Annotated in this window: 11 protein-coding genes; 10 read left to right on the forward strand and 1 reads right to left on the reverse strand. The window is 44.5% G+C overall.

Annotation, left to right across the window (positions count from 1 at the left end; translation table 11 throughout):
• The first annotated feature begins 200 nt into the window (after positions 1 to 200).
• The 3 genes from pplA to menA all read left to right on the forward strand — a co-directional run bounded on the left by pplA (position 201) and on the right by menA (position 3,446).
• Entirely contained in the window at positions 201 to 1,139 is a 939-nt protein-coding gene (gene pplA, locus P0G38_RS00470) for an extracellular electron transfer flavoprotein PplA (RefSeq protein WP_016608361.1), read from the forward strand.
• A 264-nt stretch (positions 1,140 to 1,403) separates the two neighbouring features.
• Positions 1,404 to 2,480: an FAD:protein FMN transferase gene (locus tag P0G38_RS00475; RefSeq protein WP_005230331.1), complete on the forward strand. Its 1,077-nt coding sequence runs from the start codon at positions 1,404 to 1,406 to the stop codon at positions 2,478 to 2,480.
• Between the two features lie 12 nt (positions 2,481 to 2,492).
• A complete protein-coding gene (menA, locus tag P0G38_RS00480) occupies positions 2,493 to 3,446 on the forward strand; it encodes a 1,4-dihydroxy-2-naphthoate polyprenyltransferase (RefSeq protein WP_201705524.1) in 954 nt (317 codons plus the stop codon).
• 277 nt (positions 3,447 to 3,723) lie between these two features.
• On the opposite strand, the gene P0G38_RS00485 is transcribed toward menA, so the two are convergent.
• Positions 3,724 to 4,686 (reverse strand): biotin--[acetyl-CoA-carboxylase] ligase, encoded by a 963-nt coding sequence (locus tag P0G38_RS00485; RefSeq protein ID WP_142974312.1) that lies wholly within the window; start codon positions 4,684 to 4,686, stop codon positions 3,724 to 3,726.
• Between the two features lie 433 nt (positions 4,687 to 5,119).
• Between P0G38_RS00485 and rpoB the strand changes: the two genes are divergently transcribed.
• The 7 genes from rpoB to P0G38_RS00520 all read left to right on the forward strand — a co-directional run bounded on the left by rpoB (position 5,120) and on the right by P0G38_RS00520 (position 17,015).
• Positions 5,120 to 8,737 (forward strand): DNA-directed RNA polymerase subunit beta, encoded by a 3,618-nt coding sequence (rpoB, locus tag P0G38_RS00490; RefSeq protein ID WP_008381746.1) that lies wholly within the window; start codon positions 5,120 to 5,122, stop codon positions 8,735 to 8,737.
• Between the two features lie 87 nt (positions 8,738 to 8,824).
• On the forward strand, positions 8,825 to 12,475 hold the full coding sequence (rpoC, locus tag P0G38_RS00495) for a DNA-directed RNA polymerase subunit beta' (RefSeq protein WP_015510610.1): 3,651 nt from the start codon (positions 8,825 to 8,827) through the stop codon (positions 12,473 to 12,475).
• A 244-nt stretch (positions 12,476 to 12,719) separates the two neighbouring features.
• Positions 12,720 to 14,186 (forward strand): BglG family transcription antiterminator, encoded by a 1,467-nt coding sequence (locus P0G38_RS00500; protein WP_275853575.1) that lies wholly within the window; start codon positions 12,720 to 12,722, stop codon positions 14,184 to 14,186.
• 2 nt (positions 14,187 to 14,188) lie between these two features.
• A complete protein-coding gene (locus P0G38_RS00505; RefSeq protein ID WP_005230355.1) occupies positions 14,189 to 14,686 on the forward strand; it encodes a PTS sugar transporter subunit IIA in 498 nt (165 codons plus the stop codon).
• A 16-nt stretch (positions 14,687 to 14,702) separates the two neighbouring features.
• Positions 14,703 to 15,017 (forward strand): PTS fructose transporter subunit IIB, encoded by a 315-nt coding sequence (locus P0G38_RS00510; RefSeq protein ID WP_005230357.1) that lies wholly within the window; start codon positions 14,703 to 14,705, stop codon positions 15,015 to 15,017.
• Between the two features lie 46 nt (positions 15,018 to 15,063).
• Positions 15,064 to 16,143 (forward strand): PTS fructose transporter subunit IIC, encoded by a 1,080-nt coding sequence (locus P0G38_RS00515; protein WP_010748879.1) that lies wholly within the window; start codon positions 15,064 to 15,066, stop codon positions 16,141 to 16,143.
• A gap of 17 nt (positions 16,144 to 16,160) precedes the next feature.
• On the forward strand, positions 16,161 to 17,015 hold the full coding sequence (locus tag P0G38_RS00520) for a class II fructose-bisphosphate aldolase (RefSeq protein WP_115233009.1): 855 nt from the start codon (positions 16,161 to 16,163) through the stop codon (positions 17,013 to 17,015).
• The last annotated feature ends 17 nt before the right edge of the window (positions 17,016 to 17,032 follow it).

The following is a 17,032-nucleotide window of genomic DNA, read 5'->3' on the forward strand; positions in this document are numbered from 1 at the left end:
GGTTCATTTGTCTAACGATTCTGATGAAAAAAACGCATATTTCCTGAAATTCGTGAAAACTTGCGAAAATCAAAAAATAAGTCATTTTTTATTGAAAAAGCGGAAAGGAAGCGGTTGACATCTCGTAAATTTACTTTACAATGTTAGATGTATCACAAACTTTTTTGTGGGGAAAATAAACAAGTAAAAGGTGGATAATTATGAAAGCAAAGAAATTGATTGTAGGTATGGCGGTATTTTCATTCGCAGCATTATTGTTAGGGGGATGCGGAGCAGACGACAACAATACAGGTTCTTCGTCAACTAGTGAAAGTACATCACAAACTTCTGCAAGCGATTCTGCAACTACAGAAAGCTCAGAAGCAACCGTCGTTGCAGGCGAGCCAATGCAAGATGGTACGTATCGTTTAGAAGAAAAGAACTATAAAAACGACTACCGTGTCACATTTGAGATCACAGTCAAAGACGGCAAAATCGTTGAATCAAAATATGACAACGTCAATGCGGATGGCGAATCAAAAACAGAAAACACGGAATACAATGAAACAATGAAAGAAAAAGCAGGCATCAGCCCAGAAGAATTTATTCCTAAATTCAATGAAGAGTTAGTTGCCGCACAAAGCCCTTCTTCAATCGAAGTAGTTTCTGGCGCGACTCATTCCTTTGATTCCTTCCAAAACTATGCACAACAATTGATTCAAGCGGCGCAAGCAGGCAACACGGAAACCATTGAAATCGACAATGGTGCAGACTTGAAAGACGGAACCTATACATTAGAAGAAAAGAACTACTCAAACGGTTACCGCGTAGTCTTCTCAATGACTGTAGCTGACGGCAAAATCTCTGAATCAAACTACGACTACCTAAACGAAGCAGGCGAGTCGAAAAAAGATGATGCATCATACAACGAAAACATGGAAGCAAAATCTGGTACAAGTCCAGAAGAGTTCATTCCAAACTTCAATGAAGCCTTTGTTTCTGCAGTCAATGCCGAAGACGGCTCTGTGGCAGACATGGATGTTGTTTCAGGGGCAACCCACAGCTTCCACAGCTTTGTTATCTATGCACAACAATTGTTGAATGCCGCTGAAAAAGGCGACCAAACAACAATCGAAGTGGATAACTTCGTTACTGAATAATCACAACTTCTTTCTATTAAGAGGACAGCATTCGTTTTGAGTGCTGTCTTTTTTTCGTGGGCAACAAGGTCACAAAGGCAAGTTCGTGCAAAAGGAAGCAATCTGGTGGGAAGGTTTTTTTAAAAAAGAACTGTTTTTTACAAAGAAGAAAAGGTTCGATTAAGGATTCCTAAAATACGTTGAGGAATCACGGAATGCCCCTTTTCATTCTGCCAAAAAAAGGCTATTATATGAAGGTTGAAGACAATAGAAAAGAGGAAAATCATGAAAAAGAAAGTAACGTTTTTTCTGATGTTTGTTTTTTTAGGCACAATGTTGGCAGCCTGTGGCAGTGATCAGGAAGCAACGACGCTGCGAGAAGAACCATATTTTCAAGAAGAATTTTTATTAGGCACGTATACTCGGATTCGCATTTATGATGAAGGCAAAGAGGACGCTATGAAGCCTGCCTTTGACCGCATCAGAGAGTTAGGCGATAAAATCACCATCAACCAAGCAGGGTCAGAGATCGATGAAATCAATGCGCAAGCTGGCATCAAGCCAGTGAAGGTCTCAGATGATATCTATTATTTGTTGAAAGAAGCCTATGATTATAGTGTGAAATCAGAAGGCGGCTTTAATATGGCCATCGGTGCGATCACCCAATTGTGGCGAATCGGCTTTGATGATGCCCGCAAGCCAGAGCAATCTGAGATCGATGAAGCGTTGAAACATATCAATTATGAACAAGTCGAGTTTAACGACGAAGACCACACGGTGTATTTAAAAGACAAGGACATGATCCTTGACCTTGGGGCGATCGCCAAAGGCTACATCACGGATGAAGTCGTCAAAGTGCTGAAGGACAATGGCGTGACTTCCGCGATCGTCGATTTGGGCGGGAATGTCTATGTGTTAGGTCATAGCAACCGCGGTGCAGATGAGCCATGGAATGTCGGAATCCAAGATCCAAACAAATCTCGCGGCTCGATTATCGGCAGTATCAAAGAAACCAATAAAACAGTAGTTACTTCAGGGATCTACGAACGCTACTTAGAAGTAGACGGCAAAACGTATCACCATATTTTTGATTCTGAGACTGGCTATCCTTACGATAGCGATGTAGCAAGTGTAACTGTCATCACCGACAAATCCATCGATGGCGATGGGTTAACTACGGTGGCATTTGATAAAGGGGTCAAGGAAGGCTTAGCCTATATCGAACAACATACCGAAAAGGGTACCGATGCGATCTTTATCACAAAAGAAGACAAAGTGTATGTAACCGACGGTATCAAAGATACCTTTGAACTTTCAGAGGAATCAGGCTACACGATGGGTGATCGTGCGGATTTAGAATAGGAGGAGTGAAAGATGTCTCTTTCAGTGTTTTTAGAAGTAGTGGAGATCCGTACCAAAGTGGCCAGTGTCTTCCCCTTCATTATGGGTGTATTGTTCTCGTTGGTGTATTTTCATGAATTTCATCCGTTGAATACCGCAATCTTTTTTCTGGGGATGCTGCTGTTTGATTTGACGACGACGTCCATCAACAATTATATGGATTTCAAAAAAGCCAAATCAGAAACCTACAAATACCAGCACAATGTGATCGGGCGCGAAAACATCTCAGAAGCTACTGTTCGCAATCTGATTTTTGCGATGCTGGCAGGAACCTTACTGATCGGTCTTTACTTGACCTTTGTTACCGGCTGGCTGCTGCTAGTGATGGGGCTGGTGGTTTGTTTTATCGGGGTCTTTTATACCTTTGGCCCCATTCCGTTATCGCGGATGCCTTTAGGCGAAGTGTTCAGCGGCGTAACGATGGGATTAGGGATTTTTGCCATCACGATCTATATCAATACCATTGATCAAAAAGTGTTTTATCTGGCACTGGATTTTGCGAACGGAACCTTTGGCTTAGTGGGGAACCTCTGGGCCGTGTGTGCCATCGTGTTGGCATCCTTACCATTGATTTTCACAATTGCTGACATCATGTTAGCCAATAACTTACGGGATCTGGAAGCCGATATCGAAAATCACCGCTACACGCTGGTGTACTACATCGGTCGCGAAGCAGGTATCCGTCTGTTTCAAGGAATGATGGTGGCTTCCTACGCCGCTATTTTATTGGGTCTCTTGTTTGGTCTCTTCCAATGGCCGATTTTGCTCGTGTTTCTGACACTGCCGAAAATCCACCAAAATTTGAAAGAGCATCAAGCCAGCCTGCCCCACCCACGTAGTTTCGGCTATTCGATTAAGAACATGATTTTATTCAACAGCAGCTATGCCTTAGGCTTGCTTTTCTGTCTGTTGTGGCAATTGCTTTAAAAAAAAGATCGACCCGCTCTTGAAAGAGCAGGTCGATCTTTTTTATGTGGGGAATGAAATAGCGCATAAAAACTGTAGAAAAGACATGATAAAAGAACGAGCATGATACTTATTATGAAAAGATGAGGCTCACTTTTTCCGCGAAATTGATCGTAGCAGTAAAGTTTGTTTGGGAGCTGCCTAGGTTGCTTTTTATTTAACCCCTCGGAATAAGCAGGTCTGTTTATGGAGTGTTTGTGTTTACGCTTGCTGTGACTGGTTACCTACGAAAGCAGCATCAATACCGTTCCAAACTGATTTCTCCAGAAGAAAGCACCTTGCGCTCCGTTGCTGTTTCCACCACTAATTCACCGGTGTTAGTAATGTCTTTGGCGATTCCTTCATAGGTCACACCTTGTTGTGTAAACTGAACGGTGCGGCCCAAAACGAAGGATTTCTGCCTATAGCGGGCCATATAATCCATGTCAGGCAGCTTTGCCAATAATTGGAAGAACCGACGCCAAATTTCTTGGATCAAGGTTGCCCGAGAAAAGGTTGGATACTCTTCACCAGGAAATAGTGAGGTCGCTTTTTCCCGAATCTCTGCTGGAAACTGCTGTTGCGGAATCGAAAAACTGATGCCGATACCGATCACAACCGAGGTAATGCGGCCTGTTTCAAAGTCACTGGTTGCTTCAGACAAAATACCGCAGATTTTTTTTCCATCTAAGTACAGATCGTTGACCCACTTAATGGCCGTTTCCTTCATTAGAAGGGCATCGATGGCTTCTGCGACTGCCACCGCAGCCAAAACGGTATATTGCGGCAATTCTTGAAACGCTTGGTTGGGTTTTAAGAGCAAGCTCATGTAGATCCCTTGTTTTTTCGGTGAGAAAAACGGTCGTTCGAAGCGGCCATGGCCGCCTGTTTGCGTTTCGGTCAAAAAAAGGGCGGGGGTTGCCAGTCCACTGTCCAAAGCGGCGATCTTGGCTTCTTTCATAGTAGACTCAACAGCATCCTTGATTTGAATCGTGGGGATCATCGGCAAGGCGGCTGCAAGTGCTGCTTGATCGTAGCGGTCAGCGGAGACAAAGCGATAGCCGTTGGCCAAGTGTTCGAAATGATAGCCTTCTTTCTCAAGTTCTTTAATGGCTTTCCAGACTGCTGTACGAGAGATCGACAAGGCTTGGGCTAGTTTTTCTCCGGACAGTACAGTATCTTCTTTTTGTAATAAGGTCAGTATTTTTTCTTTTGTCGTCATAAGGATATCCTTCCTAATGTTTCACGTGTAACGTTTTCGTTAGCATAGCAAGAAATCGGCAAAAAGCAAAGTAGTTTCTTACGAAAAACAGTCCTCACCAGCCTTGTTTTTTTCTTTAGAAAATCTTAGGAAATGGGTGCGTCAGAAAAGCATTGTAACTTCCAATGAAAGCTTGACAGAAAAGTACTTCATCTGTATAATAAGGAGTTGCAAAAACTATCTGAACGAAAAAAGCAGAAACGAAATATTGTCCGTTTCGGCTTAGGAATAAGGAAACAAAAGTAGAAAATGCCCAATGCATCCGTTCTATTTTTGGTTTTTTTTTGCCTAAAAGCCGCAAAAAATGCTTTCTGTAACCTATATTTAATATTTGTTACAGTTTTGTAAATAATCGGATAGCCTTTTTGAAAGACTTTATGAAGAGGTGAAGAGCTTGGCTGGACACGTAGTAAAATACGGAAAGCATCGCGAACGTAGAAGTTTCGCACGGATCAGTGAAGTATTAGAATTACCGAATTTGATTGAAATTCAAACCGACTCTTACCAATGGTTCCTAGATGAGGGCCTAAGAGAAATGTTTGAAGATATTTTGCCAATCGAAGGATTCAACGGTAACTTGTCCCTAGAATTTGTGGATTATGAATTGAAAGAACCAAAGTATACAGTAGAAGAAGCACGTGCCCATGATGCAAACTATTCGGCACCATTACATGTTACTTTGCGTTTGACGAACCGTGAAACCGGGGAAATCAAATCCCAAGAAGTATTCTTTGGTGATTTCCCATTAATGACTGAACAAGGAACCTTTATCATCAACGGGGCAGAACGGGTTATCGTTTCTCAGTTGGTCCGCTCTCCGGGTGTATATTTCCATGGCAAAGTCGATAAAAACGGCAAAGAAGGCTTTGGTTCAACTGTTATCCCTAACCGCGGTGCGTGGTTAGAAATGGAAACTGATGCCAAAGATATCTCTTACGTACGGATTGACCGTACCCGTAAAATTCCTTTGACGGTCTTAGTCCGTGCCCTAGGGTTTGGTTCTGATGACACGATCTTTGAAATTTTCGGCGACAGTGAATCATTGCGCAACACGATCGAAAAAGACTTGCATAAAAACGCAAGCGATTCTCGTACCGAAGAAGGATTGAAAGATGTTTACGAACGTCTTCGTCCAGGCGAGCCAAAAACAGCAGACAGCTCACGTAGCTTGCTGAACGCACGTTTCTTCGATCCAAAACGTTACGACTTAGCAAATGTTGGTCGTTACAAAGTAAACAAAAAATTAGACTTGAAAACACGTCTATTGAACTTGACCTTAGCAGAAACCTTGGTTGACCCTGAAACAGGCGAGATCATTGTTGAAAAAGGCACTGTTTTGACTCACCAAGTCATGGAAACACTAGGCGCATTTATCGATAATGGCCTAAACAGTGTAACGTACTATCCATCAGAAGATGGGGTCGTGACCGAACCAATGACCGTCCAAGTCATCAAAGTCTTTTCACCAAAAGATCCAGAACAAGAAGTCAACGTGATCGGTAATGGCTATCCAGATACTGCTACACGTACGGTTCGTCCAGCAGACATCATTGCTTCAATGAGCTACTTCTTCAACTTGATGGAAGGCATTGGCAATGTCGATGACATCGACCACTTAGGAAACCGTCGGATTCGTTCTGTTGGTGAATTATTGCAAAACCAATTCCGGATCGGGCTTGCTCGGATGGAGCGTGTCGTGCGTGAACGGATGTCGATCCAAGACACCGAAACCTTGACACCGCAACAATTGATCAATATTCGTCCGGTTGTCGCAAGTATCAAAGAATTCTTTGGTTCTTCTCAGTTGTCACAGTTCATGGACCAAACAAACCCACTGGGTGAGTTGACCCATAAACGTCGTCTATCTGCCTTAGGACCTGGTGGTTTGACCCGTGACCGTGCCGGCTATGAAGTCCGAGACGTTCACTATTCCCACTATGGCCGTATGTGTCCGATCGAAACGCCTGAGGGACCAAACATCGGGTTGATCAACAGCTTGGCCTCTTATGCCAAAGTCAACAAGTATGGCTTCATTGAAACACCATACCGTCGAGTTGACCGCGAAACAGGCCGTGTTACTGACAAGATCGATTACTTGACTGCCGATACCGAAGACCACTACGTTGTGGCCCAAGCAAACAGCTTGTTAAATGAAGACGGCTCTTTCGTAAACGACGTTGTTATGGCGCGTGCTACTTCTGAAAACTTGGAAGTTTCGATCGATAAAGTCGACTACATGGACGTATCACCAAAACAAGTAGTCGCAGTCGCAACCGCATGTATTCCTTTCTTGGAAAACGATGACTCCAACCGTGCCTTGATGGGTGCCAACATGCAGCGGCAAGCTGTACCATTGATCAATCCGAAAGCACCTTGGGTTGGTACTGGTATGGAATACAAATCAGCACATGACTCAGGAGCTGCTTTGTTATGTAAACATGATGGAATCGTAGAATACGTGGACGCAGCCGAAGTGCGCGTTCGTCGTGACAATGGCGCATTGGACGTTTATTCTGTTACCAAATTCCGTCGTTCAAACTCAGGAACCAGCTACAACCAACGTCCATTAGTGGCACTTGGTGAAAAAGTCGAAAAAGGCGACATCTTAGCAGATGGCCCATCTATGGAACAAGGCGAAATGGCACTAGGACAAAACGTCTTAGTCGCATTCATGACTTGGGAAGGGTACAACTATGAAGATGCCATCATCATGAGCCGTCGTTTGGTGAAAGATGATGTTTACACTTCTGTCCATATTGAAGAATATGAATCAGAAGCCCGCGACACAAAATTAGGACCTGAAGAAATCACTCGCGAAATCCCGAACGTTGGGGAAGACGCATTGAAAGACCTAGACGAAATGGGGATTATCCGCATTGGTGCGGAAGTCAAAGATGGCGATCTGCTTGTTGGGAAAGTCACGCCAAAAGGGGTAACGGAACTTTCAGCAGAAGAGCGTTTATTGCACGCAATCTTTGGTGAAAAAGCCCGCGAAGTGCGTGACACTTCTCTACGCGTGCCTCACGGCGGCGGCGGAATCGTCCACGATGTCAAAATCTTTACCCGCGAAGCTGGCGATGAATTGTCACCAGGTGTGAACATGCTGGTTCGCGTTTATATCGTTCAAAAACGGAAAATCCATGAAGGGGATAAAATGGCCGGACGTCACGGAAACAAAGGGGTCGTTTCTCGCATTATGCCAGAAGAAGACATGCCTTTCTTACCAGATGGCACACCAGTCGACATCATGCTGAACCCATTAGGGGTACCTTCTCGGATGAACATTGGACAAGTATTAGAGTTACACTTAGGAATGGCTGCGCGTCAACTAGGCATTCACGTGGCAACACCAGTCTTTGATGGTGCCAGCGATGAAGATGTTTGGGCAACGGTTGCTGAAGCAGGAATGGCCAGCGATGCCAAAACAGTGCTTTACGACGGACGTACCGGCGAACCATTTGATGGCCGCATCTCCGTTGGTGTCATGTACATGATCAAATTGGCCCACATGGTCGATGATAAATTGCATGCCCGTTCCATTGGACCTTACTCATTGGTTACTCAACAACCATTGGGAGGAAAAGCCCAATTTGGTGGACAACGTTTCGGAGAGATGGAAGTTTGGGCACTGGAAGCATACGGTGCTGCTTACACCTTGCAAGAAATCTTGACCTACAAATCAGATGACGTGGTTGGTCGTGTGAAAACATACGAAGCGATCGTCAAAGGGGAACCAATTCCAAAACCAGGTGTACCAGAATCATTCCGCGTATTAGTAAAAGAATTGCAATCACTGGGTCTAGACATGCGTGTCCTAGATATCGATGATGCAGAGATCGAACTACGTGATATGGATGATGACGATGATGATTTGATCACCGTTGATGCCTTAACAAAATTTGCGGAGCAACAAACAGCCCGTGAATTAGAACAAAAAGCACAAACAGAAGCTAAAAATGCCGCCGACGCGTTGAACCAACAAATCGAGACAGCAGAAGATCGCTTGCAATAATAGACGGCCCTCGCTATTTCCGCCACTAGCGGAAATAGCCCCCGTTCTATCGGATATGTCCATGAAATGAAATGGAGGGAACCTTTTTTGATCGATGTAAATAAATTCGAAAGTATGCAAATCGGTTTGGCTTCTCCTGAAAAAATCAGAAGCTGGTCTTATGGTGAAGTAAAAAAACCAGAAACCATTAACTACCGTACGTTAAAACCTGAACGCGAAGGGTTGTTTGACGAGCGTATTTTCGGTCCAACCAAAGACTGGGAATGTGCTTGCGGCAAATACAAACGGATCCGCTATAAAGGCATCGTTTGTGACCGTTGCGGCGTGGAAGTAACACGTTCAAAAGTGCGTCGTGAACGCATGGGACACATTGAACTAGCAGCACCAGTATCACACATTTGGTACTTCAAAGGCATTCCTTCACGGATGGGTCTTGTTTTAGACATGAGCCCACGTGCATTGGAAGAAATCATCTACTTTGCTTCTTACGTAGTGATTGAACCAGGAAACACCAGCCTTGAGAAAAAACAACTATTGACTGAACGGGAATACCGTGAAAAACGTGACCAATACGGTCAAGAATTTTCAGCAGCGATGGGTGCCGAAGCCATCAAACAATTATTAGATGGCGTTGATCTTGAAGGCGAAGTTGCTGAATTGAAAGAAGAATTGAAAAACGCAACTGGTCAAAAACGGACCCGTGCGATCCGCCGTTTGGACATCTTAGAAGCATTCCGTGCTTCAGGAAACAAACCAAGCTGGATGGTCATGGACGTTATCCCAGTTATCCCGCCTGATTTGCGTCCAATGGTGCAATTAGAAGGTGGACGTTTTGCCACAAGTGACTTGAACGACTTGTATCGTCGTGTAATCAACCGTAACAACCGTTTGAAACGCTTGTTAGACTTGAATGCACCAAACATCATCGTTCAAAATGAAAAACGGATGCTGCAAGAAGCAGTCGATGCCTTGATCGATAACGGTCGTCGCGGCCGTCCAGTTGCAGGACCAGGGAACCGCCCATTGAAATCTCTTTCTCACATGTTGAAAGGGAAACAAGGTCGTTTCCGTCAAAACTTGCTAGGAAAACGGGTCGACTACTCAGGTCGTTCAGTTATCGTCGTTGGTCCATTCCTTAAAATGTATCAATGTGGTCTGCCAAAAGAAATGGCGATCGAATTGTTCAAACCATTCGTGATGCGGGAGCTTGTTTCTCGTGAAATCGCGTCAAACATCAAAAATGCCAAACGCAAAATCGAACGTCAAGAAGACGAAGTTTGGGATGTTTTAGAAGATGTCATCAAAGAACATCCAGTGCTATTGAACCGGGCACCTACGCTTCACAGATTAGGTATCCAAGCATTTGAACCAGTCTTAGTTGAAGGCCGTGCCATTCGTTTGCACCCACTTGTTTGTGAAGCCTACAATGCCGATTTCGATGGAGACCAAATGGCCGTTCACGTACCATTGAACGAAGAAGCGCAAGCAGAAGCACGTATGCTTATGTTAGCAGCTCAAAACATTTTGAATCCAAAAGACGGAAAACCAGTTGTAACGCCATCTCAGGATATGGTCCTAGGAAACTACTACTTGACGATGGAAGAAGAAGGCCGTGAAGGGGAAGGCATGATCTTCCGTGACATGGACGAAGCAGTTACGGCATGGCGCAATGGCTACGTGCATTTACACACACGGATCGCCATCAATCCAAACACTTTAGGGGACAAACCATTCACGTCTGAACAAAAACAACGTTTGATGGTAACAACGGTAGGTAAAGTGATCTTCAACTCGATCATGCCGCCAGAATTCCCATTCTTGAACGAACCGACTGACTACAACTTGACGGTTCAAACACCAGACAAGTACTTTATTGAAGCTGGTACAGATGTGCCTGCCTTCATTAAAGAACAAGAGCTTGTGGGCCCATTCAAGAAGAAAAACTTAGGAAACATCATTTCAGAAGTCTTCAAACGTTTCCGCATCACTGAAACGTCACGCATGCTTGACCGCATGAAAGACTTAGGTTACAGCCATTCAACAATGGCAGGTATCACCGTTGGTATCGCTGATATCATGAACTTGCACGAAAAACATGACATCATCGACAATGCCCACAAACAAGTAGAAACGATCACGAAACAATTCCGTCGTGGTTTGATTACCGATGACGAGCGTTATGAACGAGTTATTGGTGTTTGGAATGCAGCCAAAGATGAAATTCAGTTAAAACTGATGGAATCATTGGAAGCGAAAAACCCAATCTTCATGATGTCTGATTCCGGTGCCCGTGGTAACATCTCCAACTTTACTCAGCTTGCTGGGATGCGTGGATTGATGGCCGCGCCTAACGGACGAATCATGGAATTGCCGATCATCTCAAACTTCCGTGAAGGTCTATCTGTCTTGGAAATGTTTATCTCGACCCATGGTGCCCGTAAAGGGATGACCGATACCGCCTTGAAAACAGCCGATTCCGGTTACTTGACACGTCGTTTAGTTGACGTTGCCCAAGATGTCATCATCCGTGAAGACGATTGTGGTACTGACCGTGGTTTAGACATTCAAGCAATTCGCGAAGGAAACGAAATCATCGAATCCTTAGAAGAACGTTTGATTGGACGTTACACACGTAAATCAGTGATCCATCCTGAAACTGGCGAAGTCCTTCTAGGGGTCAATGAATTGATCACTGAAGATTTAGCTAAAGCCATCGTGGACGCTGGCATCGAAACAGTATCCATTCGCTCTGTCTTCACATGTAACACCAAACATGGTGTATGTAAACATTGTTATGGCCGCAACTTAGCCACTGGTTCTGAAGTTGAAGTTGGGGAAGCAGTCGGTACCATCGCTGCCCAATCAATCGGTGAACCTGGTACTCAGTTGACCATGCGTACCTTCCATACCGGCGGGGTTGCCGGAGACGATATCACGCAAGGTCTCCCTCGTGTCCAAGAAATCTTTGAAGCCCGTAATCCGAAAGGACAAGCGGTCATTACCGAAGTTACCGGAGAAGTCATCGATATCTCAGAAGACCCTTCAACTCGGACCAAAGAAGTGACCATCAAAGGGGAAACCGATACGCGTACGTATACCGTTCCTTATACTGCCCGGATGAAAGTAGCAGAAGGCGACTTTATCCATCGTGGTGCGCCATTGACGGAAGGATCGATCGATCCAAAACAACTGTTACAAGTTCGCGATGTCTTGTCGGTTGAAAACTACCTATTACGGGAAGTTCAACGCGTTTACCGTATGCAAGGGGTAGAAATCGGCGACAAACATATCGAAGTAATGGTTCGTCAAATGCTGCGTAAAGTCCGCGTCATGGATCCAGGTGATTCAGGCATCTTGCCAGGAACATTGTTGGATATCGCCGACTTTAAAGACCGCAACTACGACACATTGGTAGCCGGCGGCGTTCCTGCAACTAGCCGTCCAGTCCTATTAGGGATCACGAAAGCATCCTTGGAAACCAACAGCTTCTTGTCTGCTGCGTCCTTCCAAGAAACCACTCGTGTGTTGACCGATGCAGCGATCCGCGGCAAGAAAGATCCACTTCTTGGATTGAAAGAAAATGTTATCATCGGTAAGATCATCCCAGCTGGTACTGGTATGCCTCGTTACCGTGAAATGGAACCAAAAGAAGTAACAGTTGCCAGCGAAAATGTCTACAGCATCTCAGACATCGAAGCACAAATGGCTGCTGAAGACGCATTGAACAGCCAAAACTAATCAATGCCCAGCACCTGATTGACTCAGTGTGACGGAAAAGCTTGTCATTCTTCGGAATGGCAAGCTTTTTTTGTTTAGCAAAAGGAAATATCACGAAAAAGAATGCGTCCTTCTTTCATCCTAGAAAAAGGGCATTTGGGACGATTAATGAAAGCGTTCTTTTTGAAATGTCCAAATCAGTGGACATCGATTAAGAAATACTCGAGCCAAAGAGGACTATAGTAAAGATACGGAGGGAGACAGTATGAAGCTGAGCAAGAGAGAAACACGTTTGATTGAGCAGTTTATGATACAGGGGATGAATTTGACCGCTAATGAACTAGCCACAGCTGCTAAGGTTTCAACAAAAACCATTTATCGGACGATCAAACGGATCAATGAGGCTGCTGGTTCAGAAATCATTCGGTCTGAAATCGGCAAAGGATTTTGTTTGGACTATGAAGCGTATCTCAAAGGCACGATTGAAAATCAAGAAACGGATCAAAATGATGAGCCGCTTGAGCGGCGTCATGCGATTGCACTGCATTTATTGTTTAAATCACCGAAGCGTTTAATGATCAAAGAGCTGTTCGCCCCTTACTATTTGAGTGAAGCAGTGATAAGTAGTGATATCAATCGTCTTTCGGAATATTTTCAGTACTTTGAACTCCAGTTGATCCGATCCGATAAGAGAATTTCAGTGATTGGTACCGAAAAAAATATCCGTCGCTGTGTCAATGATCTCTTTACGAAGACCCATGTGTGGAATGAAGAAATGGTTACGCAAAAATATCCCATCAATGCCTTTGATATCAACTTTATTACCTCAATTCTTGAATTTATTGAGCGAAAACTCGCGAACAGTATTGCGTATCCTTACAATATGAATATTTTCTCGCATCTGTATATTCTGATTTTACGAATGAGAGAAGGAGAAATTGACCGCGAAGAATTTATTGAGGGCTTAGATGAGGAAGAACAGCATTTGATTGAACAGCACCAAGAGTTTTATCAAATTGCCCAACAAGTGATTGAAAAAATCAATGCCTATCTCGTGACGGAGCTGCCAGAAAGTGAGGTATTTTATCTCTACCAGTATTTAGTGTCTTCCAGAGTGGAAAACAAACCCTTGGCAATGACCAATCTGACAAAAGAAGCCAGCGAAATCACGGAGTTTTTTACTAAGCAGATGGAAAAAGCACTGGGTATTCAATTGAACCAGCAAACAGACAAGACCGATCTACTTTGCCATATTCAGCCGATGCTCTATCGGCTAAAGAATAAAATTATCGTGAAAAATGGCCTGTTAAGTGACATCCAACTGGAGTACCCAAGGATTTTTGAGCAAGTGGCACAAGTCAGCAAGGAAGTGGAGCAAACCTATGGAACGAATCCCATATCGGAAGACGAGATTGGTTTCTTGGTGCTGTATTTTGTGAAATTTAAAGTCATTCGTCGGCGCAGACAGCGAGTCTTAATCATGTGCAGCAGCGGCGTAGGGACTTCTGAGCTGCTGAAAGTCAAAGTCCAACGGGCATTTCCTGAACTGGATATCGTGGATGTGCTTTCCGCTCGTATGTACCGAAAGCATGCGCAAGACTACCAGAATATCGATTTGATCTTAACCACCATTAATTTGCCAGTAGAAACGCAGGTGCCGACGATTTTAGTCAATTCGGTATTTACCAAACAGGATGAAAAGCGAGTCAAACAACTATTAGGAGAGATGTAAAGATGAAAAACGAAAGCCAAACGATCCAAACGTTCAGCATCGCAGATGTAATCAATCCCAATCTTATCAAGATGGAAATGGAAGCGAATTCAAAAGAAGAAGCGATCACTGAACTGTCTGAACTTTTATATGAAAACCAAATAATTACCGATTTAGCAGGGTTCACCCAAGATGTCTTTGCCCGAGAAACGGAAGGAATGACCGGTATCGGACATGGCTTAGCAATCCCACATGGAAAGTCAGACAGTGTGAAAAAGACTTCCTTAGTGATCGGAAAAACCAAGCGTCCGCTTGAATGGGAGTCCATCGATGAAGCGCCCGTTCAAGTAATCATCTTGTTTGCAGTCAAAAATACCGATGCCAATACGATGCATATCAAGCTGCTGCAAAAAGTAGCGATGCTACTAGCGGATGAATCGTTTATTGATCGTCTCGTTGCGTCAGGGACAAAGGATCAAATGATGGCCTTGCTTGCTAAAGATCCAATGGCAGAAAACTAAGAAAGGGGGAGAAGAGATGAAAATCGTTGGTGTAGCTGCTTGTACTTCAGGCATCGCTCATACGTATATCGCTAAGCAAAAAATCGAAACAGCTGCGAAAGAACTTGGTCATGAAGTCCATATCGAAACCCAAGGAACCATCGGGACAGAAAGTGAATTGACGGAAGCAGCTATTCAAGCAGCCGATGTTGTCATTATTGCGGCAGATATCAAAATCGGCGGCAGAGACCGTTTTGAAGGCAAGCGAATAGTAGAAATTCCCACTAGTATGGTGATCAAAGCGCCTAAGCGTTTGCTTGAAACAATTGAAGAAAAATTAAATCAGGGATGAATCAACGAATGTTTTAACGACTTAAATTCAAAGGGGGATGAAACAAATGATGAAACAGCTGCAGTTGAAAAAACATGCCTTAACCGCCATCTCGTATATGCTACCTGTCGTTGTAACAGCTGGGCTTTTAATCGCTATCGGCAATCTTGCCAACGGCACGGTCATTGAAAATTACGATGCTGCCTATACGATCCCGGATGCACTGGTCTCGCTGGGGGTTTTAGGGATGGGACTGCTGGCGCCAGTGATCGCTGCCGCGATCGCCTATTCCATTGCCGATCGTCCAGGAATCGCTCCTGGTCTTTTTATGGGACTGATTGCCAATGCGATTGGTGCAGGCTTTTTAGGGGGAATGTTAGGAGGCTATCTCGCAGGTTATCTGGTCTTATTCTTAGTAAAAAACCTTAAAGTACCACGTTGGGCACAAGGTCTGATGCCAATGATGATCGTACCGGTCTTGTCGACACTGATCGTTGGTGCTTTGATGTTCTTCGTCATCGGTGTACCGATCGTGTGGGCTACTGAGGCGTTGACTACCTTCTTAACGAATCTGCAAGGCTCGGGAAATTTCTTATTTGGCGCGATTGTCGGTGGTATGGCTGCCTTTGATTTTGGCGGCCCCGTCAACAAAGTCGCCTCGCTATTTGCTGATGGGCTATTACTGGAAGGCATTCAAGAACCCGAAGCCGTGAAAATTTTAGCCTCAATGGTGCCGCCATTTGGTGTTACGATCTCTTGGGTTCTCTCTCGTCTCTTACGCCGACCCAAATATTCTACGGAAGAAGAAGACAACATCAAGATCGCTTTTCCAATGGGTCTTTGTATGATCACAGAAGGGGTGATCCCGATCGCTGCCGTTGATCCGTTTCGCGTCATTTTTTCTTGTACGGTCGGAGCAGCCGTCGGCGGTGGTCTAAGTATGATTTGGGGTGTCGGTTCACCAGTACCATCCGGTGGGGTCTTCATCATTCCTGCCATGACGGATCCACTGAAATTTACCATTGCGCTACTGATTGGTTCTGCCATTACCGGTGTTTTGCTGTTTGCCTTGAAAAAGGCACCCGTTGAAACGCCGATCGTGGAAGAGGAAGAAGACGTTGACTTTTCGTCGATTGAAATTTCTTAAGAGAAGGAGCGAAGAAAATGTATGTATCAATGAAAGAGATGCTGCAAAAAGCCAATCGAGAAAACTATGCGGTTATGGCGATCAATTGTTTTAACTTGGAAACCGCTAAAGCTGTAATCGATGCCGCGGCAGAATCACATGCACCCATTATAGTCGACTTGCTCCAAGACCATTTAAAGGCCCATCTGGATTATCGCTACTTAACCCAGCCGATCGTTCGAATGGCGGAAAATGTCAATGTGGAGGTTGCCATCAATCTGGATCATGGACAGGATATCGCCTTCGTCAAACAATGTCTCCACGAAGGGTTCTCAAGCGTTATGATGGATGCCTCTATGCATCCTTTAGAAAAAAACATCGCCATCACCAAAGAGATCGTGCAATTTGCGCAAGCCTATAATGCCAGTGTCGAAGCAGAAGTTGGGGACATGGGAGCAGTGGCTGGGAATCAGTATACCAGCGATGGGATGTATACCGATCCAGAGGAAGCCATCCATTTTATTCGAGCAACCGGGGTCGACTGTCTCGCTCTTTCTTACGGCTCCAGTCATGGGGATTATCCAGAAGGGTACCGCCCGGCATTTCGCTTTGATATCGTTCAAACCATCAAAGAAGCCACTGACCTGCCGCTGGTTTTACATGGTGGCTCGGGAGCCGGCAGAGAAAATATCTTGCGTTCCGTGGCACTAGGAATCAATAAAATCAATGTAGGGGCTGATTTTATGAAAGCCCAAAGAAATGCCCTACACCAACAGCTGGATGCTTGTCCCGAGAGCGATTATCCGACCCTGATCCACCAAACCATCGAAGCAGGAAAAGCAGTCGTTAAAGAGTATATCGAATTATCTGGATCAAAAAACAAATCACTTTAAAAAAGAATGGAGCACAC

The sequence above is a fragment of the Enterococcus casseliflavus genome (assembly GCF_029215545.1).
Lineage (GTDB): Bacteria > Bacillota > Bacilli > Lactobacillales > Enterococcaceae > Enterococcus_D > Enterococcus_D casseliflavus.